The 23,177-nt window shown below is 40.3% G+C and carries 24 protein-coding genes and 1 tRNA gene; 11 read left to right on the top strand and 14 right to left on the bottom strand.

Annotated features, from left to right (window positions below; all coding sequences use genetic code 11):
* The first annotated feature begins 128 nt into the window (after positions 1-128).
* The 10 genes from NFR46_RS03010 (at position 129) to NFR46_RS02970 (ending at position 7,430) form a co-directional block, all read left to right on the top strand.
* On the top strand, positions 129-914 hold the full coding sequence (locus NFR46_RS03010; RefSeq protein WP_251574576.1) for a Rha family transcriptional regulator: 786 nt from the start codon (positions 129-131) through the stop codon (positions 912-914).
* On the top strand, positions 914-1,216 hold the full coding sequence (locus NFR46_RS03005; RefSeq protein ID WP_251574574.1) for a helix-turn-helix domain-containing protein: 303 nt from the start codon (positions 914-916) through the stop codon (positions 1,214-1,216). The genes NFR46_RS03010 and NFR46_RS03005 overlap by 1 nt, the downstream gene beginning before the upstream one ends.
* A gap of 193 nt (positions 1,217-1,409) precedes the next feature.
* Entirely contained in the window at positions 1,410-1,721 is a 312-nt protein-coding gene (locus NFR46_RS03000; RefSeq protein WP_251574572.1) for a hypothetical protein, read from the top strand.
* Positions 1,722-1,887: 166 nt separating this feature from the next.
* Positions 1,888-2,097 (top strand): hypothetical protein, encoded by a 210-nt coding sequence (locus NFR46_RS02995; protein WP_251574570.1) that lies wholly within the window; start codon positions 1,888-1,890, stop codon positions 2,095-2,097.
* The gene (locus NFR46_RS02990; protein ID WP_251574568.1) at positions 2,088-2,558 is read left to right on the top strand and encodes a hypothetical protein; all 471 of its coding nucleotides are present in this window, start codon (positions 2,088-2,090) and stop codon (positions 2,556-2,558) included. Before NFR46_RS02995 ends, NFR46_RS02990 begins: the two co-directional genes overlap by 10 nt.
* Before the next feature lie 2 nt (positions 2,559-2,560).
* The gene (locus NFR46_RS02985) at positions 2,561-3,337 is read left to right on the top strand and encodes a bifunctional DNA primase/polymerase (RefSeq protein ID WP_251574566.1); all 777 of its coding nucleotides are present in this window, start codon (positions 2,561-2,563) and stop codon (positions 3,335-3,337) included.
* On the top strand, positions 3,334-4,902 hold the full coding sequence (locus NFR46_RS02980) for a DNA primase family protein (protein ID WP_251574564.1): 1,569 nt from the start codon (positions 3,334-3,336) through the stop codon (positions 4,900-4,902). Before NFR46_RS02985 ends, NFR46_RS02980 begins: the two co-directional genes overlap by 4 nt.
* Positions 4,903-5,811: 909 nt before the next feature.
* Positions 5,812-5,943: a hypothetical protein gene (locus NFR46_RS09375; RefSeq protein ID WP_277612844.1), complete on the top strand. Its 132-nt coding sequence runs from the start codon at positions 5,812-5,814 to the stop codon at positions 5,941-5,943.
* Entirely contained in the window at positions 5,940-6,305 is a 366-nt protein-coding gene (locus NFR46_RS02975) for a hypothetical protein (protein ID WP_251574562.1), read from the top strand. Before NFR46_RS09375 ends, NFR46_RS02975 begins: the two co-directional genes overlap by 4 nt.
* Before the next feature lie 732 nt (positions 6,306-7,037).
* Positions 7,038-7,430 (top strand): hypothetical protein, encoded by a 393-nt coding sequence (locus tag NFR46_RS02970; protein WP_251574560.1) that lies wholly within the window; start codon positions 7,038-7,040, stop codon positions 7,428-7,430.
* Positions 7,431-7,923: 493 nt separating this feature from the next.
* Here NFR46_RS02970 and NFR46_RS02965 read toward each other — a convergent pair.
* The 8 genes from NFR46_RS02965 to uvrC all read right to left on the bottom strand — a co-directional run bounded on the left by NFR46_RS02965 (position 7,924) and on the right by uvrC (position 16,672).
* Positions 7,924-8,012, bottom strand: a tRNA-Ser gene (locus NFR46_RS02965).
* 69 nt (positions 8,013-8,081) lie between these two features.
* Complete coding sequence (locus NFR46_RS02960; RefSeq protein WP_251574557.1) at positions 8,082-8,687, bottom strand: DUF308 domain-containing protein; 606 nt, start codon at positions 8,685-8,687, stop codon at positions 8,082-8,084.
* A gap of 25 nt (positions 8,688-8,712) precedes the next feature.
* The gene (locus NFR46_RS02955; protein ID WP_191683742.1) at positions 8,713-9,231 is read right to left on the bottom strand and encodes an adenine phosphoribosyltransferase; all 519 of its coding nucleotides are present in this window, start codon (positions 9,229-9,231) and stop codon (positions 8,713-8,715) included.
* Positions 9,232-9,249: 18 nt separating this feature from the next.
* Positions 9,250-11,574 (bottom strand): single-stranded-DNA-specific exonuclease RecJ, encoded by a 2,325-nt coding sequence (gene recJ / locus NFR46_RS02950; RefSeq protein ID WP_251574555.1) that lies wholly within the window; start codon positions 11,572-11,574, stop codon positions 9,250-9,252.
* An 86-nt stretch (positions 11,575-11,660) separates the two neighbouring features.
* Complete coding sequence (locus NFR46_RS02945) at positions 11,661-12,494, bottom strand: SDR family NAD(P)-dependent oxidoreductase (RefSeq protein ID WP_251574553.1); 834 nt, start codon at positions 12,492-12,494, stop codon at positions 11,661-11,663.
* Positions 12,495-12,518: 24 nt separating this feature from the next.
* Entirely contained in the window at positions 12,519-13,448 is a 930-nt protein-coding gene (gene rnz / locus NFR46_RS02940; protein ID WP_251574551.1) for a ribonuclease Z, read from the bottom strand.
* Between the two features lie 33 nt (positions 13,449-13,481).
* Positions 13,482-14,795 carry a GTPase ObgE gene (obgE, locus tag NFR46_RS02935; protein ID WP_191683738.1) on the bottom strand — a complete coding sequence of 438 codons (1,314 nt, stop codon included), beginning with the start codon at positions 14,793-14,795 and terminating at the stop codon, positions 13,482-13,484.
* 65 nt (positions 14,796-14,860) lie between these two features.
* Positions 14,861-16,672: an excinuclease ABC subunit UvrC gene (uvrC, locus tag NFR46_RS02930; RefSeq protein ID WP_251574549.1), complete on the bottom strand. Its 1,812-nt coding sequence runs from the start codon at positions 16,670-16,672 to the stop codon at positions 14,861-14,863.
* Positions 16,673-16,808: 136 nt separating this feature from the next.
* On the opposite strand from uvrC, the gene NFR46_RS02925 reads away from it, so the two are divergent.
* Positions 16,809-16,952, top strand: coding sequence for an SPJ_0845 family protein (locus NFR46_RS02925; protein ID WP_251574547.1), 144 nt, complete (start codon positions 16,809-16,811; stop codon positions 16,950-16,952).
* A gap of 60 nt (positions 16,953-17,012) precedes the next feature.
* Here NFR46_RS02925 and NFR46_RS02920 read toward each other — a convergent pair whose 3' ends face one another.
* From NFR46_RS02920 to NFR46_RS02895, 6 genes are all read right to left on the bottom strand, one after another.
* Positions 17,013-17,312, bottom strand: coding sequence for a nucleoside triphosphate pyrophosphohydrolase family protein (locus NFR46_RS02920; RefSeq protein ID WP_251574545.1), 300 nt, complete (start codon positions 17,310-17,312; stop codon positions 17,013-17,015).
* Positions 17,313-17,318: 6 nt separating this feature from the next.
* Positions 17,319-17,909: a ribosome biogenesis GTP-binding protein YihA/YsxC gene (gene yihA / locus NFR46_RS02915; protein ID WP_251574543.1), complete on the bottom strand. Its 591-nt coding sequence runs from the start codon at positions 17,907-17,909 to the stop codon at positions 17,319-17,321.
* 25 nt (positions 17,910-17,934) lie between these two features.
* The gene (gene clpX, locus NFR46_RS02910; protein WP_251574541.1) at positions 17,935-19,188 is read right to left on the bottom strand and encodes an ATP-dependent Clp protease ATP-binding subunit ClpX; all 1,254 of its coding nucleotides are present in this window, start codon (positions 19,186-19,188) and stop codon (positions 17,935-17,937) included.
* Between the two features lie 162 nt (positions 19,189-19,350).
* Positions 19,351-20,667, bottom strand: a complete 1,317-nt coding sequence (gene tig / locus NFR46_RS02905) for a trigger factor (protein WP_251574539.1) — start codon at positions 20,665-20,667, stop codon at positions 19,351-19,353.
* 184 nt (positions 20,668-20,851) lie between these two features.
* The gene (tuf, locus tag NFR46_RS02900; protein WP_251574537.1) at positions 20,852-22,042 is read right to left on the bottom strand and encodes an elongation factor Tu; all 1,191 of its coding nucleotides are present in this window, start codon (positions 22,040-22,042) and stop codon (positions 20,852-20,854) included.
* A gap of 186 nt (positions 22,043-22,228) precedes the next feature.
* Positions 22,229-23,122, bottom strand: a complete 894-nt coding sequence (locus tag NFR46_RS02895) for a hypothetical protein (protein WP_251574535.1) — start codon at positions 23,120-23,122, stop codon at positions 22,229-22,231.
* Positions 23,123-23,177 lie beyond the last annotated feature (55 nt).

The following is a 23,177-nucleotide window of genomic DNA, read 5'->3' as shown; positions in this document are numbered from 1 at the left end:
ATAGACTGCTATTAATCAAGAGAGAAAGGAGTTCTGAAATTTGTTTTTTGAGATTTAGGGAGCAAATAGTTTTAATCGCTCAATCGTTGATAGCATGGCATTAATCACTATTAAGGGGATGTTAAATCATGACACCAGATATTTTATTCAACGTGATTATTAAGAATCGAAGCGCAGTAGTTAACAGCCGAGACGTGGCGAAAGTATTCCACAAGCGACACAACCACTTGTTGCGAGATATTGACCGCTTAAGAACGGACTGGAAGAAATTAGTTTCAGTTACTGAATCCAAAAATGGACACAGTTCAACAATTACTGAACCCAAAAATGGGGGCAGTAAAAATAAAACACTGAACCCAAATTTGAGCCCAGTTGACTTAGAAACATTGAACAACGTTAGCAAATTGAAGTTTGATGATTGCTTTATTCCGTCAACCTACATCACAAAGGACGGGCGGACAGTTCGATCGTTTGATATGAACCGAGACGGCTTCACGTTGCTAACAATGGGCTTTAATGGGCGTGACGCTCTCGCCTTCAAATTGGCTTACATCAACCGCTTTAACTCAATGGAGCAGGAATTGACCAAGCGAACCACGTTATACGACCTTGAAAAGTATTTACGTAAACAGCTAACTGATACCATTCAGCGATACTACACAGGCGACAATTTAGGGCGTGAAATCATGCAATTAACCAATTTACTGTACATGGTGGCAACTGGTCACAATGCAACGAAATTAAAGCGTGATCAGGGCTTTAATAAAGACGTTTCAGCGTTTGCCGAAGTATTAACCAGTGAAGAACGTGAAACATATATCAGCGCAGAAAACCGCTTGATTGGTCTATATACAAGTGGCGTTAATGATTATCACGAACTTAAAGAGAGACTAGGGCAAAAACAACCAGCCTAATGATTGGAGATGATGACATGGAAAGCTTAAAAGTGCAGTTGCCAAACGACTTGCAGGAAGCAACCAAGAAAATGATCGCCGATTCACTGAATAGCGCATTAAAAGAGCTTGAAATAAAAAATAGCTTCCCACCTTACATGAATAAGACGGAAGCTAGAAAGTATTTACATATTTCATCAAAGACACTACTTGACTGGGAAACACAATATGACGACATCCCCATTATCGTTATTGACGGGATTCAGCGTTATAAGCGCACCGATCTAGATGAATGGATGCAACAACATAGATTAAACAAATAACACGGCTTGCCAACGTGGAATGAATGAGAGGGGCTTATTTTATGAAGCTACTAGCAACTATCGACAGACACATATTAGCTTATTGGAACACAGAACCAGAGGATCGCTTGTGGGCTTACCTTGCGAACTTGCCCGTTGTGGTTCTGGTATTCGATGCAGTCGCTCAAATTATCAAATAAAGGGGATGCACTAAATGGAGCATTTAGACAAGAACGAGCAAAAGATTTATGACTTACTACCAAAAGGAATTGACCGCCCACGACCACTAAAAGAACTAGTGAAGTTATCAGGGCTTAAAAATCGTGAAGTTCGGGGAATCATCTATCGTTTAATCGTATTACACCATGTTCCGATTGGTTCACAATACAAGCGCCCTAATGGCTATTACGTTATTACCAATAACGAGGAACGACAGCAAGCCCTAGCACCGCTTACCTCACAAATAGCAATGATGAGTAAACGGGCGCAAGTAATCGGCAATGTTGAACTGGAGAATGAAGAATAATGTTCAGACAAAATAAAAAAGCCGTCAAATGCTATCAATCGACCAAAACCGTTAGCATTTAACAGCCTAAACAATAAGCACAACGGGGCTTCCCGTTGCTTGCTTATTCTACCATGTAACTTTGAATTACGGGGAAATCATCCCCAATAACTGGAGGAATAAGACAATGAATAACGATAATTACAAATTTATTTTAGCAGACGACCACAAAGGAAATAAGGTGCTAGCCATTATTAAGGGCAAGCTATCTACTGAATTAGTAAGTCACGCTAAGACAATTACCGATACCCGTTTTAATGCAGTTGCTGATCAACTTAAAAAGATTATTGATTCAGCAAGCGTTATTGAAAAGGACAGTGAACAGTCATGCAATTAGTGACCCTTACCGCCCCAGACGGACACCGTGAACGTTGGGACATGAAAACTACTTACCTCGCCTTGTTGTCGTGGTATTCATATCTCAAAGACACGGACAACGCCAAAGAACCAACTAAGATCGCTAAGCAGATTGGCAAGTTCGTTGGGGATGATATTAAACAGGTGCATATGTACCTAGTTTATCTTGACGGCTTCAACGGTGATCTATATTCCAAACTGTCGCTATTAGCTCACAACAGCAATAAAAGCACCGTGCAACTGTATTTTGTGATGAAATCAATTAACAACACTGACTATTTACCGCACAGCAAGCAAAAGGAACGCCAACGACAGAAAACAATTGAACGTATTAATCAAATAACTAATAACGACCCAGAAACTCTAAAACGGCTCACAGAGCTAACTAAATTATTTGTTAACGGTCAATTACATTACAGCAAATTAAAGGGGATGAAATAGCATTGAACAAATTACAGAGCGCAATTCAATACGCCCAAAAAGGTTTCTATGTTTTACCAACACAAGGCAAGCAACCATTGATTAAGTTTGCTAACACCCCACCACTTACAGTTGAACAAGTTAAGTATTACTGGAGCAAGTACCCAGACGCTAACATCGCATTAAGAACAGTTGATTTTTTTGTGTTAGACATAGACACAAAAGAAGTACATGGAAAAGACGGTATGAAGTCTTACAAAACTCTAAAAAATACAGGTTTAATTGCCCCCACCCTAGCACAATTAACGGCAAGCGGTGGAAATCAATTGTTTTACAAAAAGCCTAAAAACATCCCCGTTAATCAAGTTATTGGATTGAAGCAAGGGATAGACATTAAAGCGCACATTAATAACTATGTTATCGTTCCACCCTCTACCACACCAAAAGGTAGTTACCAATGGCTCAACAAATTACCAATGAGAGAGCCAAAAACAGAGTTAGTTAAGTTTATTAACAAACATCATCCCCTCAACAATCCTAAGAACGACTGGAGCAAACACCATACGGGCAAAAAGTGGACGGGAATTGTGTTAGATAACTTAGTTAAGGGCGCACCAGAGGGACAAAGAAACGATTATATGACCCGTTTATGCGGTCAAATGATACACGCTGGAGCGGACGACAACACTGTTTGGCTACTGCTTCAATATGCTAACTCTTTCAATTCCCCACCATTGGAGAACAAAGAACTTGAAAAAATATTGTCTAGCATAATCAGAGAGGAGATCGGTAAATCTTGAAAAACAGAGCATTGGCAACAAATAACCCAGCGTCACAAGGTTTAAAAGCCTTATTCAGAGAACATAAGGAAGCAAAAGAAAAGCACAGTCAAGATCGAACCATTAAAAGTAACCATGATTTACTTAATCTCTTAAAAGAAACAGGTAAAAAATGGCGAGAGGAACACAAAGAAGTTAAAAAGAAAAACGGGCAAGAAGTAGAAATTGTACATCATGTTCCAGCCCGTTCAATTGCTTACATGTTAGAAAAGCATTTGAAAACTGCAGTTATTGGAGATAGTGCAAAAGACGTGGAAAATGCCCCTCTATCTTTCTATGATTTAGACACTGGACTTTATACCAACAGCGATCGATTGCTTGATAGTTTCATCTTAGCTGTTGACGACACCACTAACTCACGTGATAGAAAAGACATTCGAGAATGGTTACGGATTGAAGCTCCCACCAAGTCTATTAATAAGAACATCAACCTTGTTCCCGTTGGTAATGGCATATTCGATAAGGAAAATAAAAAGTTGCTACCATTCAATCCGAAATACGTTTTTACCAGTAAAGTTTCCACAAAATACGTAGACAATGACATCCCCGAACCCACCTTTAATGGCTGGACATTCAGCAAGTGGATTGAAGAATTATCAAATGGTGACGAGGATAAAACCACACTCTTATGGCAAATGATAGCTAGTGTTATTCAGAACAGACGGACTAGCAACGTTTTATTTTGTTTAATCGATAACGGCGAGGGGCGCACTGGTAAAAGTACATTTGAAGCCTTATTAATGAACCTAGTCGGTAAGAACAACTACACCGCCTTAAAATTAGAGGAATTCGACCATTCTTTTTTGTTAGCACAAGCCTATGGAGCTAGTTTAATCATTGGAGATGATAACGATCCAAAAGGATATATCGACAACGGTAGCACCTTAAAAAGTATTGTCACTAATGAATTGGTATTAATCAATCCAAAAGGACAACGCCCTTTTTCTGCTAAGTTCTACTGTACGATTGTTCAATCTATGAACGGCTTCCCACGATTCAAAGACACATCAGGCGGTCTATATAGACGGTTTAGGTTAATTCAGTTTATCCATCAATACCCAGATACCCCAGACGGACGAAAAGTCAAAGATGAATACGTTAAAGACCAGCGCTTGTTGCAATGGATACTAAAAAAAGCTTTGCAAGCTAATATTGATACCATTATCAACACACAAGAAAGCCAAGAAGCAGTCAATGATTTACAACTGGAGAATGACATCGTTTTATCTTTCGTTAATGAAGTTGTTCCTAACTTAGAAAGTAAACGGGTTCCAATTGCTTTATTATTTGCCCTATTTCGTAAATATGTTGACGACAATAACAGCAAAAATAGCATGACCAGAGCAACTTTTACCAGACGAGTTAAACCATTAATGGAACGTAACGGCTGGAATTACAAAAATGCTAGACCAGCGGAGTTTTTAAGCGATAGTGATATTAACCAACTTAAAAGCACACCGTATTATGATTACAACAATTTTAGAAAGAACGACCATAAAAACCAACGCTGTTTTATTAAAGAATAATGTTACAGTTACGCTTTTAGTTACATTTATTTTTAAAAAGTGTAACTAATAGAAGCATTGGTATGTCAGCATCTATCCTACTTTGTTACGTTGTTCCACTTATATTTAGTAAATTAAGATATAGGAGTAAAAATAGGCTATAAATACATCTATGTAAGAACGAACAAAAAAATAAGCGTAACACGTAACAAAATTGCTCAATCACTAGAGCGACAAGGGATTAGACGTGTTACGCCTAGTGTAACAAGGTGTAACTAACAGAAAATTAGATTTAAGAGAGCCTATAAAGAGATTTTCCTACAAAAAATGTTGTTTGTTGATATTGGCTCATAAACTCAGTATTACCAACGAATTACGGCACCAACAAGTAGCACCAACAGGATATTTTAAACTGTTGGTTGTTGGCATAGGCAGATTGGACACCCCTATAAAAGGGATAACCAGGTACCATGTTCAGATTTTGCACCCTTAAAAAAGTAATGGCAGATTAGACAGCCTATAAAAGGGCGGTTAGGGCGCACTATAAAAATAATGCTGACATTTCTAACACCCTAAAAGGACTTAACCGTGCATTATCCTATTTTGACTTTTCGATTGTGACTATTTGTCCTAATCGGTTATAACAAGTAAAACCGTCTAATAACAGCATCCCCTAATTACTGATATATCAACAATAACGAGGGAATGTTTTTATTTATTTGTCGGAAAAGGAACAGAATTGTAGTTAATTTTTTTAGTATTTTGTTTCTTAACCAGTGCTAAGATTCAGAACATACGTTTATTTTAAAAAATTGCCCTGTTTTAAAACGAGTAATAGGTAATTAATATAATTAATCATTTAAGAGTTAGAACGGCTTAGACGGCTTTAAAACAAAAATTAGAGCATATAGAAAAATGGAGTTGATTTAAATGTTTCTTGCATCGTGTCTGTTAATTGTTGCTATCGCTTGTAGTTTAGCTAGTCTTATCGCTGATATTGCAGTTATATGGCTATTCACTCACTACATGAAAGACCAGTACAAAGGGGATGATTCTAAATGAGTTGGTATCGTGGTAGATATGTTACAAGTAGACGCACCCTAGCCCAGTGGATGACTGACAGCAAGAAAGATTACTATTTCAGAGTGAGAAACAAGGACAAAGCAGAACCAACAGTCGTTAGTTTCGTGTTCTCTGACAACATCAAAAAGGATCGGCGCTTATATGTTGCTAGTCGGGTTATTTATAATCATTACTTAGATTATTGCTATCAGCAGGACTTAACACCGCTTAACAACCGTCAATTTAAAACCAACATGGAGTTGTTAGGGTTCGTATATCAAAAGCACCACCGCTTTTATGTTGGCTATTACGGTAACAAGGTAACAACCGCATACAAAAATATTGGAATTGTTAAACGGTAAATGTTCCATGTAGTGTCCAATTCATCAAACCGACCTAAGCGTTGATATAACAGCAATCTTAATTAGAAATCATTGCCCAAAATTGGACATTATCGGGGATGTTTGTAGTTAAAAAAATGCTAACAAATGTTGGTGTTTTTTATAATTCGTAGTTAGGTTGGAGCTGATAACATGATTCTATTCTTTGATTCCACCTATTGGACGTATGAACTAACCGCAGTTATTGCAGTGATTATCATTGTTTTACTGGTTATTAAGTACAGACACTAGAATCTCACAAAACACTACTTTTTTAATTAATTCGTAGTTGATTATGATTGCTTATGACTTGTTAGCTGTAGCCATTGATTTAATCATGTTTTACGTCAAAACTAAAAGCAAAAACGAGCAATGATCGCCCCTCTTTTGCTATTAAAATAGGACATACTAAAAAGCCCCCGTTTCTATTTAACGGGGGCTAGTTTGTTAATATTGCAGGAACGCGCATCGACTTTTACACACGATAAATTCCAACAATTAATTTTAATAATGGCAATAAAAAAAAGCCCGTTGTCTTTATCATCGACAACGAGCGGAGTATTTTAATTAGCAGTATTATAACAAAAAAGCACGCCAATTGACGCACCCTCTGCTGTAGTGGTTAAAAATATTATAACAAAAAAGCACCCCTAATAAAAGTGCCCGGTTTGGTATAAAAATAAAGCAAACTAATTATATTGGAGCGAGTTAACAGTGTCAATCATCCCCACTATTGACGACAAGACAGCCGTTAAAATTGCTAAGACTTACCTCAAGCAGAACCACGACTACTCACTAATTGCCAAGCGCCTAACCTTTAAGAATGCTAATTACATTACAGCAAAAGATGAAACTACCCACTCAATGGCTTTATATGAGCTTAAAGAACGGGAGAATATCATCAACAAGGTTAAGCAACACGACTTAACCAGTGGATTGATTATTGAGTATCGCTTTATCAATTCATATTCAGTTAGCCACACGCTGGAGCAATTGCAACAGCAAGGGATGAAAATATCAGAGCGTACACTTCAAAAGAAACAACATGAAGCGTTGTTATTGGTGTATTCACTGATACCAGATAAAGACACTAAGCTAATCAAATAAAAAAGACACCCGAATAGGAGCGCCCTTGAGATATTAATAAAAGCAAATCAGAATGATTATATCATCCCCCGCCCCTCTATTCATCTCAAAAAGAGCGCACACATTGCCGTCACCTTGCACGTAAACCCTAGTTTTAAAAATTTTTAGGTAGGGGGGCTGGATATGCTAATCACTGATACAGTCGTATTCTGTCTTACCGTTGCCCTTTTATTTGTGCCTGTTTTACGGTGCAATCAGTGGGGATGATTATGTATTTTTCCGACAATTCAGACCCCTAAAAGAGAAATAGCCGTATTTTTCCGCAGATGTTTCCGCAGGCAAAATAAAAAGACCACCAAAACGGTAGTCTATCACGTTGGCAAGAAGATTTATTTTTTCCGCAATTTTTCCGCACATGTGGCAAAAAATAGCATTTATAGGCTTTTCCGTAAAAAATAAAATGCCTTTATATCAACGTTTACACGCTATTTAAATCTATTTAAAATAGCAAAAAAGGAGAGTACAGGATTTGAACCTGCGCGCCCGCTCTACACGGGTTCGCCGGATTTCGAGTCCGGTGCATTACCACTCTGCCAACTCTCCATAATTGGTTGTTCAAAATAACTCCGAACAACCAAATTGTATCAAAATTGTGTCCCACAGTAAAGGTAATTATTGGTTTGCAATGTCGTAAGTTGTCTTACCATTCTTTGCTGTATACATAGCTTGACTATCATCGCCTGGATTCATGATACTGATTGAGTAATCAGTCCCAATTGCCTTGTCGATGTCCTTTGAGTTCTTCTTGAAGGAATCGGTCAACTTACTCCAACCCATCTGCTCTGCCTGGCTTGGATCCTGGGCCAACTGCTTAAGCGCATTGACAGTATTATCATCGGTTGGTGTTACCTTGTAGGTCTTAGTCTTACTATCAAAAGAAACATCCCCAAACTTAGCATATCCCTTTTGTAATTGCCGCAAGATTACCATTTCCTTATTTTCTTGAGAAGCTGAACCATTTCCAGAGCCGATATTTGCTTTGTTAGAAAAGGCTGCGCTCCCGCTAGTAGTCGTTACTTGAGAAGAGCGGGCTTCAGAAGAGTGCTGCTTATTATGGTTAAATGCTGGCAAATTAATTACCCCATAGATAACCGCAGCTAAACTAAGGACAACGATGATCGTTCCACCTTTCCACTCACGGTATTGTTGCCATGAATTAGCAAGGTAAAAGCCACCCAAGATTAACATTAAGCCACCAAAAACAATCAAGAAAATCATTAATAATTACCCCTATTTTTTGACACTAGAATTCCATTAAGGCCTTCATATCATAGTCCTTGATCTTTTCTCGACCATGAAGATCCTTTAATTCAATTAAGAAGGCACATCCAACAACAATTCCACCCATTTCTTCCACCATCTTAATGGTTGCGGAAATAGTACCACCAGTAGCCAAAAGGTCATCTACGACCAAAACACGTTGGCCTGGTTTAATTGAATCGGCTTCCATTTGAAGAGTTGCTTGACCGTATTCCAGATCATAACTTGCACTAACGGCCTTCCGTGGTAGTTTGCCCTTCTTTCGGGCTGGAGCAAACCCAACCTGCAACTCGCGGGCAATTGGGCAACCAACAATAAAGCCCCGTGCCTCAGGACCAACAACCATATCAACTTGCTTATCCTTTGCATAGTCACAAAGTTCATCAGTTGCCTGCTTAAAAGCTGCTCCATTAGCCATTAACGGTAAAATATCCCGAAAAGTTACTCCCTTTTCCGGAAAATCTGGAACACTCGCAACGTACTTGTAGAGGTCTAAAGTCATAAGAAAAAATTGTCTCCTTTAATGTATGTTTAGACAGTTTAATACCCACTTTGTCAGGAACTTACTATCGCTAAATAATAATACTTGTTCAGCTTTATACTGGGCGATGCGCCGCTGATATGGGCTTGTTTCTTTAATGTCAGTTTTATCCACATCACTGACTGGTTTTAAAATACCATCTTTTATTGTAACAAATCCAGCCGCAGAAAACACTCTTAACATAAAAATTAATCGTTCTGCATTAATCCTTAACCGTGTACTTAATTGGTTCAACTGGCGGTTTAAATCAATCTGCGGTACCTGAACCACGAGCCGATATAATCGGGCAAATTCGTCCCGAACTGGCATCCCGTTTAGGTAGACGCTGTGCGGTTGGAATAGAAATAAGCGGATCAATGATGGAGCATGCTGATCATTACTAAATAATTTTTCAAACTCTTTCAAACTTGGCGGACAGTCCACCAACGTTACCTGTTGCCCAGAGAAATCGGTCTCCAGTGCTTCTTCTGGTGATAATGCCTGTCCATTAGGAAGGTGGGGCTGGATATTATCTCGCAACTTTTTATCAAACGCGATGTAATAGCCTTGTTCATTAAAAAGTTGGGGATTCAGTTTATTGGTTCGTTGATCAAGGATTACCGGACCATCAACGCAAATATCCGTAAGCATTAATTGGACCGTCCGCTTCCCTCGCCACTCATTAATTGAAAGCTTAACTGCCAGATTAACTTGGCTTGCAACTGCCGATTTTAGGATTGGCGCTAATTGTCCCTTTCCAAAGGCAATCACCGTAACTTTCGTCTGGCCATCACTTACCGTAAATTTTAGGTGTGAATTATCCTTCCCCATGGTCACAATATCATCAATCTGGTCAGGAGCTAATTCAAAAATTGGTTGTTCATTTCCCGGTCCAAATGGCGAAAGAGCTACCAATTGTTCATACAACTGCATATTAATCTTTGCTGGATTAATCGAGCTAGCAATCTCTAATGGCTGTTTTTCCCGACCATCAAATCCCTGCTTCTGTGCTTCTTCAACTAGCACATTCCGCAGAGCTTCAAGATTACTAACATCAAAGCTCAAACCGCACGCAGCCGGGTGACCACCAAATGACGTCATCAACTCCCGGTGACTATCCAATGCCGCAAATAGGTTAAAGCTATCAACACTTCGACCGGAACCCTTAGCAATTGATTGATCATCATTCGAACTAGCAACAATTACCGGCTTCCCGATTTGATCCATCAAGCGACTAGCAACAATCCCTAGCACTCCTTGATGCCAGTCATGACCGACTATCAAGAATACTGGTTGAGCTTGGTCTAATTGGCTTAACTGCTGCTGAGCCTCAGCCATAATTTCATTTACTAATTCCTGGCGCTTATTATTCGCTTGATCAACCATCTTGGCTAATTTTCCCGCCTGGTCTTCATCAAGAGTGGTTAAGAGCTTAACGCCATCGTTAGCATCCGCAATCCGGCCTAATGCATTTAGCCGAGGAGCAATCACAAAGCCAATATCCTGGTCGGTCAAATATTGCTCACTGACCCCGGCTTCCTTGATCAAGGCATATAGTCCCGGTCGCATCCCCTGACGAAGCTCTTGGATCCCAGCCATAATCAATGGCCGATTTTCATCAGTCACACTAACCACGTCGGCGATTTCACCAATGGCAACTAGGTCAAGAAAGTCTTCAGGGAATTCATCCATCAGCGCCCAAGCAACCTTAAATGCTACCCCAACTCCAGATAGATCAGCAAATGGGTAATCACTACCTGGGTAACGAGGGTGCACAATTGCATAAGCATCGGGTAATTCTTCTGGCATTTCGTGGTGATCTGTTACAATCACATCAATTCCCTGCTTCATTACTGGGTCAATCACCGCTTTACCACTGACACCATTATCAACAGTGATAATCAACTTGGTCCCCTGCTCGACAATTCGTTGGTATGCATCCGCATTGGGACCATATCCATCACGAAAGCGGTTAGGAACATAATAATTAACATTTGCTCCGGCATCCCGGAGGACCTCATACATCAAAGCGGTACTGGTGATGCCATCCGCATCGTAGTCACCATAAACAGTAATCTGTTCTTCATTTTCCATTGCTTCCCGAATCCGTTTAACCGCCTTATCCATATCATGGAGCTGGTGTGGATCATGGATCATCTCCATTGACGGCTGAAGATAACTATGAGCCGTATCTAAACTAGTAATCCCCCGCTCAACTAATAAGCGGGCAATCACAGGACTTATCGAGAGTTCTTGACTCAGTTGGCTAACTACCTGCTTATCCGGTGCCTTTATCCGTTGCCAATCATACTGTGCTTTTACCATTCAAACCACCATTCATTTTTAAAATCAAGAAAGAAGCTGGGAAAAACAAACCATTTTTCCTAGCCTCCCATTGCCACGAGAGTCAATTATAGTTCTCGCTTATTTTGTTGAAAATCAAAGAACTTTTTAATCGCCCAGTCACCAAGTCCTGGAATGATACTGTAGATCCAACTGAGACAACCCATGTAACCCGGCAGGTTAATTTCGCGTGTCTTATAACCGACATTATTCCAAATTTGTTCAGCAAGTTCAGTTGGTGAAACAAACATCCACCTTGGCAAGTGTGCGCGGTATTTTCCTTGAACATCAGCCTTTTCAAAGAATGGTGTATCAATTGGACCAGGATTAACGGTTAAGACCTGGACTCCATAATCAGCTACTTCCATCCGTAAAACATTATCAAATTGGTTTACACCTGCTTTGGTTGCAGAATATGCAGCACTGTTAGGGGTTGGAATTTTTCCAGCAATTGAACCCAGATTAATAATTGCTCCATAACCTTGATCCATCATTTGCCGGGCAACACAACGACTAATGTACATGAGGGCAAGGAGGTTCACATCAGTCATTCTTTTAAGAGTGGTAAATGATTCGCCGGTTGCTGGTGCAAAATCACCTAATCCCGCAGAATTAACAAGGGCATCAATCCCACCAACCTCATGTTGGATTTGGGATAATACCGCATCAATCTGGTCTGGATCAGTAACGTCTAATTCATAAGAAAATGCTGGACGACCAGACAAAATCAAGCATTGGTTAGCAACCTTTTCTAGATGCTTCTTGTTACGTGCGACCACAATAACAATCGCACCCCGACGAGCAGCTTCAAGAGCCAATGCTTTACCAATCCCACTATCGCCACCAGTGATCAATACAACCTTATTTTTTAAGAATCGCAGTTGTTTGAACCTCTTTTTCATCTTAAAGGCCTCCTTGCCAATTACCTATTTTTTAAATGGTATATCAATAACATCAAAATCATTTACTACCCTGGTATCCCGAACAACGTCACGTACCTGGTATGCCAACTGGTAAGCAGCCTTCCCGGTATAACGTGCTGAAATATGAGTTAGCAATAGTTTCTTTGCGCCTGCTTGCTTAGCAACTTCTGCCGCTTGAAGACTAGTTGAGTGGTAGTAGTTATGAGCCATCTTAGCCTCGTTCTTAGCAAACGTTGCTTCATGAACAAGGATATCTGCCTGATGGGCAAGCACGACTGCATTTGGTGTCTGCCGAGTATCACCGAGGATGGCAACAATCCGTCCTGGTTGTGGCTTGCCAATGTAGTCTTTTCCGTCAACCACTCTACCATCATCAAGCTTTACTGTTTCACCAGCTTTCAACTGACCATAAACTGGTCCAGAAGGAATATGGGCTTGACGTAATTTTTCAACCTGTAATTCACCAGGGTGGTCTGCTTCTTCGATCCGGTAACCATAACAAGCGATCTTATGGTCAAGTGACATGGTAGTCACTTTAAATCCCCGTTCATTAAATAACTCCTGGTTATGATCAATTTCCACAAATCTTAGCGGGTAACTTAACCGTGATTCACTTACCTGAAGGGACGTTGTAACAAAGCGCTTAATCCCAACGGGTCCGTAAATTGTGAGTGGCTCATTTCCACCTTGGAAGGACCGTGAGCTTAAAAAACCTGGTAGTCCAAAGATGTGATCCCCATGAAGGTGGGTAATAAAGATCTTTGTAACCTTTCGTGGCCGAATGGTTGTATGGAGAATTTGGTGTTGGGTTGCTTCTCCAGCATCAAATAACCAAATCTCATTTAGTTCTTCCAAAAGTTTTAAGGCAACACTAGTAACATTTCGCTGTTTACTCGGTGAGCCGGCTCCAGTTCCTAAAAATTCAAGCTGCATGCTCTTTCCTCAATTCCTTCTGATTTTTATTTATTATTGTACAAATTCAAAAACAAACTTATCAATTCGAACGGTATCGCCATCCTTGATCCCCTTAGCCCGTAATGCTTCATCAACACCCATATGACGGAGTTGACGGGCAAACCGTAATTGACTTTCTTCGTGGGTCAAGTCGGTCATCTTAAACAACCGCAGAAGCTTTTCCCCACCAAGGACCCACGTACCGTCTTCATCACGACTAATCGTAAAGTCGGCTTGATCCTTCTCTGGTGCTTCAGCCTTGTAGACCGCTTCAAGTTGTTCGTCATGACTCTCACTATCAAACGCTGGCGTCTTATCTAACAAGTCAGCTGTTAATTGCATTAACTGTTGAACCCCTTGGTGAGTAACCGCAGAGATTGGGAAAATCTCAGGTTGCTTTTCAAGAGTATCATCAGCAGCAAGATCCTTCTTAAAGGCAGCCAAATTCTTCTCGGCATTCGGCAGATCCATCTTCGTCGCAACAACAATTTGTGGACGCTTTAATAGTTCAGGATCATAGTTAGCTAATTCATGGTTAATCTTCTTAAACCGTTCAATTGCTTGCTTAGGATCATCACTGCTCATGTCAACCAAGTGAAGGAGAACCCGGGTCCGTTCAATATGCCGGAGGAACTTTAATCCAAGACCAACACCCTTAGATGCCCCTTCAATCAATCCTGGCATATCAGCCATTGCAAAGTCACGGCCGTCAGGTAACAGCACCATCCCCAAATTAGGGACCAATGTCGTAAATTCATACGCCGCAATCTTCGGCTTAGCACCCGTAACAACAGATAACAGGGTAGACTTCCCAACAGATGGGAATCCAACCAGTCCAACGTCTGCTAACATCTTTAATTCAAGTTCAAGGTAACGATCTTGTCCAGGTTCACCATTTTCCGCAATTTCTGGTGCCGGATTCTTCGCACTTGCAAAGTGAATGTTACCACGACCACCACGGCCACCCTTAGCCACAACTAAGGTCTGACCGTTTTCAACGAGATCACCAATGATTTTACCAGTGTCCAGATCGCGAACCGTCGTCCCTTGAGGAACACTGATTACGGTATCTTCAGCACTTGGGCCAGTCATCTGCTTGCTCATCCCGTTTCCACCATTCTTTGCCTTAAAAATTCGGTGGTAGCGGAAGTCCATCAGGGTTCGTAATCCCTCATCGACTTTTAAAACAATATTGCCTCCATGGCCACCATCACCACCGGATGGTCCACCATTAGGTACGTATTTTTCACGCCGGAAGGAAACCATTCCGTTTCCACCCTTTCCAGCGTGAGCTTCAATTTTAATTTGATCAACAAAAGTGTTCATAAGTTGATTTCTCCGTTCCTATGTTCTAAATACAAGTATATTGGAAAAAATTACCAGCGTCAAAATCAATCGTGACTACTGCCCTTGGCCACGTCCGCATTTCCTTGAAGTGAAACTTTAATTAGTTGCGCAGTCTTCATGTTAATTCCTAATGAATGGATCTCTTCTACTGATGCCGCAGCAATTTTAGGAATTGAACCGTAATTCTGCAGTAACTTTGTCCGTGTTCGTGGTCCAACACCCTTAATTGCATCGAGCCGTGAAGCCATCGAATGTCGAGCATGAACGCGCCGGTGGAAGGTAATTGCAAAGCGGTGAACCTCATCCTGAATCCGCTGAACTAGGTAAAATCCCTGGCTTCGTGGATCAAGGTTAATATGTTCATCGTGCTCACCAAAAAGAAGATCAGCCGTCTTGTGCTTATCATTCTTAACCATTCCAACTACCGGAATATCGAGACCTAGTTCATTTTCCAAGACGTCCTTAACGGCATTCATTTGAATTTCGCCACCATCCATAAAAATCATATCCGGCATTGGCTTATTTTCCTTCAACAGACGCGAATAGCGACGACGAATTACCTCGCGAGTACTTGCGGCTTCGTCCGCGTGATTAATCACACTTTTCAGTTTATACTTCCGGTAAAGTTTCTTTGCTGGTTCACCATCGACAAAAACAACCATTGCACTAACCGGATCCGCCCCTTGAATGTGCGAATGATCAAATGCTTCAATCTTGTGACCCTCTGGTAAGCCAAGTGCATCCGTAATCTCTTTCATTGCCCCGGTTGTTTTTCGGGTATCCAATTCAAGAAGGCGGAACTTTTCATCAAGAGACAGTTGAGCATTTTCACGAGCCATTTCCATTAGATCACGCTTTTCACCGCGTTCTGGTGTTCTTACTGGCACCCCTAAGATTTCACTAATTTCCTTATTTGGCAATCCCTTGGGGAGTAAAATTTCCTTGGGCAAGACATTATTCCGCCGGTTATAAAACTGAAGAATAAAACTGGTCATTTCTTCTACGTCCGTATCAACTACCGGGAATAACCTTTTTTCTCGTTTCATGAGTCGGGCCTGGCGGATAAAGAAGACTTGAATTGAAAGCCAGCCCTTATCCATATAGAAATTAAAGAGATCGCGAGGCGTTTGATCGTTAGAAATAATCTTCTGTTTTTCAACAGTTACCTTAATGTAATGGAGTTGGTCGCGAATTTCAGCTGCCCGTTCAAACTCTAAATTTGCAGCAGCATCATTCATTCGTTTTGTTAACTGCCGCTTTACATTTGCAGTATTTCCATTCAAGAAGGATTTGATCCGTTTAATCTGCTCATCATATTTTTCTTTTGGAACCGTCTTAAAGCAGGCACCCAAACACTGCCCCATATGGTAATACAAACATGGACGGTTTTGAAAACCATTGCACCGCCGTAATGGGTAAACCTTTTGGATAAAATGCAAGGTCTCTTCAGACGCATACACATTTGGGTATGGTCCAAAGTAGTAGGCACCATCCTTTTTTACTTGGCCAGTAATCATTGTTCGCGGATCACGTTCATTTGTGATCTTAATATACGGATAGCCGGTTCCTCGCTTTAACTTGATATTAAAATAAGGCTGGTGCTTTTGGATTAGCGTGATTTCAAGCAAAAATGATTCCTTATTTGTTGAAGTAACAATCGTTTCAAAATCTGCCACCTCAGAAACCATCTTGGCAACTTTTCCCGTATGTGAACTCTTAAAGTAAGAGCGAACTCGATTTTTTAAGTTTTTGGCTTTGCCGACATAGATAATCTGATCATTGATGTTTTTCATTAAATAACAACCAGGTTTATCTGGTAATAATGCCAGTTTATGTTCAAGATGTTCACTTGCCATAAAGATTCCTCCACTTAAATTGCTAGGTATTAATTATACGTTAAATTACGGAGGCAACGCAAAGGATCTGTCCACATAATTGTACTTTCCTGCCTTTTTATGCTAGAGTATGAAAAAACTAGAGGAAGTGTTAATAATGGGACTTGTTACTCGCCGAAGTATGCAGCTAGATAAACTTTTTGATCAGTTTGCGGTTGATCCCAAAAAGACGAAGAAGCAACCAAAAGATTCCGCAAAGTATAAAGATAAAGCTGACAAAAAGGACGATAAGAAGGATTAAATTAAATATTATTAATAATTAGAGGCCAGAAAACAAATTGTTTTCCGGCCTCTTTCTTTGTTAATCCTGCTTTTTAAACCCTTGCGGATAACGCTTATTTAATTCTTCAATATTTGTCGTTGCCACTTCATCAAATGGAATGTCAGCCCATTCTGCGACCTGTGAAAGGTACCAGAGGACATCGCCCATTTCATGAATTAGTTGCTGACGATCAAGTTTCCGTCCACGGAAAGTATAGTTCTTTACTAGATCAACGACCTGGCCAGATTCACCAGCTAGTCCCAAAGCACAATTAGTTAATACTTGTTCATTACCGTAGAGCGTTCGCTTTGCCGCATTTTGATATTGATTAAAATCCATTTAGCATTATTCCTCCCCAATTCGCTGTTCGATCCAATCCCAAACTTGATCTTTACCCTGCTTTTTTACCGCAGAGAAAAGAACCAACGACGTTTCAGGCGCCAGATCTAGTGTTTTAATAACATCATTTTTCACCCTATTTCGAGCATTTGGTTTAACCTTATCAATCTTCGTCCCAACGATTAGGGTCGGAATATTATAATAGGCAAGCCATTGATACATTGAAACATCATCAGCTGTAGGCTTATGGCGACCATCAACTAACTGAATTACTCCCCGCAATTGCTGCCGCGTTGTCAAATATTCTTCAATCATCTTTCCGAAACGTTCCCGTTCTTTTTTAGAAACCTTGGCATAACCATAGCCAGGAACATCCACAAAGTATAGTTGATCTTCAACGTTATAAAAGTTCAAAGTTTGAGTTTTACCCGGTTGACTGGACGTATGAGCAAAGTTACGGCGATTAATAAGGACGTTTGTTAGTGACGATTTACCAACGTTAGAACGGCCCACAAGCGCAATTTCTGGGTAATCAGTTGCGGGATACTGTTTCGGTTCAACGGCACTAATTGTTAAATCAACATTATTGACTTGCACTAGCTTGCACTCACCTTTCTCTAAATTATGAAGCTTCCTTTTCACCCTTCATAATATAACGTGGTTCTGTGTGTTGAGTTACGCAACGTTTATCGATAATTACCTTTTCAACATCTTTACGACTTGGTAAATCAAACATGACATCACGCATTACATCTTCAATAATTGAACGAAGACCACGGGCACCAGTATTACGCTTGATTGCTAATTGAGCCATTGCCCGTAAAGCACCATCAGTAAAGCTTAATTCACTTCCATCCAAACGAATTAACTCCCGATACTGCTTAACAAGTGCGTTCTTTGGTTCAGTTAAGATCCGAACAAGGTCATCTTCATCAAGCTTTTGCAATGCCGTCATTACTGGGAGCCGTCCAATAAATTCGGGAATTAAACCAAACTTTAGCAGATCCTCAGGGATAACATGTTGCAAAATGTTCTTTTCGGTAACATTGGCTGCTTCGTCTGAGTTAGTACCAAATCCGATTGTCTTATCCCCAAGGCGTTCTTTGACGATTGTTTCAATCCCATCAAAGGCCCCACCAACAATAAAGAGAATATTCTTCGTGTCGACCTGGATAAATTCTTGTTGTGGGTGCTTCCGTCCCCCTTGAGGCGGAACATTAGCAATTGTCCCTTCAAGAATCTTTAAAAGGGCCTGTTGAACCCCTTCACCGGAAACATCACGGGTAATTGAAACATTCTCGCTCTTCTTGGCGATCTTATCAATTTCATCAATATAAATGATGCCTTTTTCAGCAGCTTCAACATCAAAGTTTGCAGCTTGAAGGAGCTTCAAAATGATGTTTTCAACATCTTCACCAACGTACCCCGCTTCAGTAAGAGTGGTAGCATCCGCAATTGCAAAGGGAACATTCAAAATCCGCGCTAATGATTGAGCCAAGTAAGTCTTCCCCGAACCAGTAGGCCCGATCACTGCAATGTTACTCTTTTGTAATTCAGTATCATTATTATCACCAGTTGTCATTGCATTAACCCGCTTATAGTGGTTATAAACCGCAACTGATAATGTTTTTTTAGCGTCAGATTGACCAATTACGTAATCATCCAACTTACTCATAATTTCTTCAGGAGTTGGCACCTTGAATGTACTATTTTTCCGGTCCTCTTCAAGTTCCTGATCAATAATTTCTTGGCACAGAGCAACACATTCATTACAAATGTATACCCCAGGCCCTGCAACAATTTTCTTAACTTCATCCTGTGACTTTCCACAAAATGAACAGTGGACTGAATCCATACCACTAGTATCTTCAAACATGGATTGTAGCCTCCTATTAAATCTACTGGTCCTATAATAACAGACTTATATGATTAATTCGAATTATTAGTTTATAAAAATAATCAAAGTTAGAAGAAGGGACTGTAATGGAGTACTCCACTACGGTCCCTTTTCTAAAAGTATTTAGCTGATAAGAAGTGATTACTTATCTTCCTTCTTGTCGTCAGCCTTTTCAACTTGCTTTGCAGAATCAGCTACCAAGTCAACGGCCTTACGAATCTTAATATCATGTGTAAGCATGTCTTCAGATAAGGCATTCTTAACTTGGTCTTCCTTCATGCCGTATTGCTTAGCAAGATCACTGATTTCGTTCTTGATTTCGTCATCAGTAGCAGTTAACTTAGCATCGTCAACGATTGCTTCAAGAACAAGGTTAGTCTTAACACGTTGTTCAGCATCAGCAGCAAATTGCTTCTTCAAATCATCTTCCTTAGTACCAGTGATTTGGAAGTACATTTGTGGGCTGATACCCTGTTGCTGCATACCAGCTAAGTATTGTTGCATTTGACGGTTGGTGTCTTCATCCAACATTGATTGTGGAATGTCTTGGATTTCAGCATTTTCAACCGCTGCGTTAATAGCTGCGTCTTCAATAGCAGCCTTAGCTTGGTTATCCTTGTTTTCTTGTAATTGCTTCTTAGTCTTGTCCTTTAATTCGGCAAGAGTATCAACGTCTTCGTCAACGTCCTTAGCAAAGTCATCGTCAAGTTCTGGCAATTGCTTTTCCTTGATTTCGTGAACCTTTACCTTGAAAATAGCATCCTTACCAGCTAATTCCTTAGCGTGGTAGTCTTCTGGGAAGGTTACCTTAACATCAACATCATCATCGGTGTTGTGACCGATTAATTGATCTTCGAAACCAGGAATAAATGAGCCTGAACCTAATTCAAGGGAGTAGTTGTCAGCAGATCCGCCGTCAAACTTCTTACCATCAACGCTACCTTCGTAGTCGATAACAACAGTGTCACCCTTTTCAGCTGGCTTGCCTTCCTTCAATACAAGTTCAGCTTGTTGTTGACGCTTCTTTTCAAGTTCAGCGTCAACATCAGCATCACTAACAGTGGTATCTTGCTTTGGAACTTCCATACCCTTGTAGTCGCCAAGCTTTACTTCAGGCTTAACGTCAACAGTAGCAGTCAATACCCAAGTTTGATCCTTTTCCATGCTCTTAATGTTAATTTGTGGTTGAGCAACTGGTTCAATCCCAGCTTCCTTAACTGCATCACTGTAAGCTTGTGGCAATACCTTGTTCAAAGCATCTTGGTAAAGAGATTCTTCACCGTACATTTGGTCAAAGATTTGACGAGGTACACGACCCTTACGGAAACCTGGAACAGTAATCTTCTTCTTGGTTTCTACGAAGGCTTCGTCAAGTCCCTTCTTAATAGTGTCGACATCAATTTCAAATGTCAAAGTACCTTTGCTGGCGTCGCTATCGCGTTCCCATTTTGCTGACATTTTATTTCCTCCAATATACATCAGATTGACCAAACACTAATCAGGCTGGTCTTTACATACTCTACTAGTTTACCGTACGTAAGTAGTAATTGCAACTAATCAAAGAATTCGATCAGATTAAAATTTAAAAAAGAAAAAAGGCCCGGAAAACCGAACCTTTTTCTCACTGAAACTAATAATTAAATTAGTCTAAGATGTCGGATACAACACCGGCACCAACAGTGTGTCCACCTTCACGAATAGTGAACTTAAGACCCTTTTCAAGGGCAACTGGCTTTTGTAATTCAACAGTAAATGTAACGTTATCACCAGGCATAACCATTTCTACACCATCTGGCAATTCAATAGTACCAGTAACATCAGTTGTGTGGAAGTAGAATTGTGGACGGTAGTTTGAGAAGAATGGAGTGTGACGACCCCCTTCTTCCTTGGTCATAACATAAACTTCACCCTTGAACTTCTTGTGAGTTTGGATGGAACCTGGTTCAGCAAGAACTTGACCACGTTCGATTTGGTCGTGTGAAATACCACGAAGCAATACACCAACGTTGTCCCCGGCTTCACCAAGATCAAGAGTCTTGTGGAACATTTCCAAACCAGTAACAGTTGACTTAAGAACGTCTTCAGTCAAACCAACGATTTCAACTTCGTCACCGATCTTAACAGTACCACGGTCGATACGACCAGAAGCAACAGTACCACGACCAGTGATAGTAAATACGTCTTCGACAGGCATCATGAATGGCTTGTCAGTAGGACGCTTTGGAGTTGGGATGTAGTCATCGATAACATCCATCAAGTGAAGGATAACCTTTTCTTGTTCTGGGTCACCTTCAAGTGCCTTAAGAGCGGAACCACGAATAACTGGAACATCGTCACCAGGGAAATCGTATTCGCTAAGTAAGTCACGAACTTCCATTTCAACCAAGTCAACCAATTCATCATCGTCAACCAAGTCAGTCTTGTTCAAGAATACAACGATGTATTGAACACCAACCTGACGGGCAAGAAGAATGTGTTCACGAGTTTGTGGCATAGGACCATCAGTTGCAGCAACAACAAGGATAGCACCATCCATTTGTGCGGCACCGGTGATCATGTTCTTAACGTAGTCCGCGTGCCCTGGAGCGTCGATGTGAGCATAGTGACGCTTTTCAGTTTCGTATTCAACGTGGGCAGTGTTAATAGTGATACCACGTTCCTTTTCTTCTGGAGCTGCATCGATATCAGCGTAGTCTTCAGCCTTAGCCAAGCCCTTTTCTGATAATACCTTAGTGATAGCAGCAGTTAAAGTAGTCTTCCCATGGTCAACGTGGCCAATAGTACCAATGTTTACATGGGGCTTTGTACGTTCATAATGTTCTTTTTCAGCCATTAATGAAAACCTCCTGTGAATTTACAAGTATAATGCCAGTCATTTCAGAAAAATAACTGACACACCCTTATGGATATTGTACTACTTCTTTTCGCCAATGAAAAGATTAATCAAATGGCTCTCAAGAAGAATTCTATAACATAATATCAACTATCCGTCGATTTGTAAATAATTTAAATCATGTTTTTATTGTAATTTATCAATGAATTGGTTTAATTTCTCTTGCCAATGAATAATATGCTTGTTTTTACTAGAATATTCACCGGTTGTCGCTCGTTTTAACATTACGTTGACCCATTCCTTAGGATCAGTAATCACTTCATCGATCAACGGATTCAAAAGAATTGCCTGAAGATCTAACTGGATTAATAAAGCCCGTAAAATCTGCGGATCGGTTTGCTCTAGCTGATCTTTTAATATTTTTTGACACTCAGCTATCAGTGGATTTTGATAGACCATTGATAATTTAGCTGGAACAATTTGGTGTTCTTTTTCATCAATACAGAGCATTGCGATTTTTTCCTGACATTTAATTTGTTGCAGAATATTTAAAATATCCGCCTTAACAAATTGATGGGTAAACGGATCGCGAAGTAAAAACTTAGCACCAACCATAAAATCAGCCATTGGAAGTTGATCCGCTGCTAATAATCGTTTTCGTTGTTCTACCAGTGGATAGTCGCCAAGATGGTAAAAAGCACGTAACTGGTTTTGAACTGTCGTTTTAAACTCTTGACGATACTTTGCTTCAGCATCTTGAACTAATGGGAGCAACTTGTTAGCAACTTCCTCAAGCTGGCGTAAAATCATCGCCCGAGTGGAAATAAAATGTTGGGCCTTCAGACAAACTTGCACAAGAAAATCTAAATTATTTGCAAACACCTGTGGAGATTGAACAGCGACCTGGTATGCGAGCTTAAACTGATTTGAATTGTAAAGTGCCTTGGTTGCCCATATTATTATTTCTTTATCATCTACCTGGTTACGCAGATCAAGAAAAATTGCTGCAGCATCTCGCCACTTATTTTCTGCTGATAATTTTTTTGCTTTTTCAAATTGTTTCATTTGTTCAGAATTCATACTGTTTCCTCACCTTTAAATTAAGAAATCAGGGAATCCAGCCACTGCTGCCCAA

The sequence above is a fragment of the Limosilactobacillus agrestimuris genome, assembly GCF_943193105.1.
In the GTDB taxonomy this organism is placed as follows: domain Bacteria; phylum Bacillota; class Bacilli; order Lactobacillales; family Lactobacillaceae; genus Limosilactobacillus; species Limosilactobacillus agrestimuris.
This window is presented reverse-complemented; position numbering and strand designations above follow the sequence as displayed.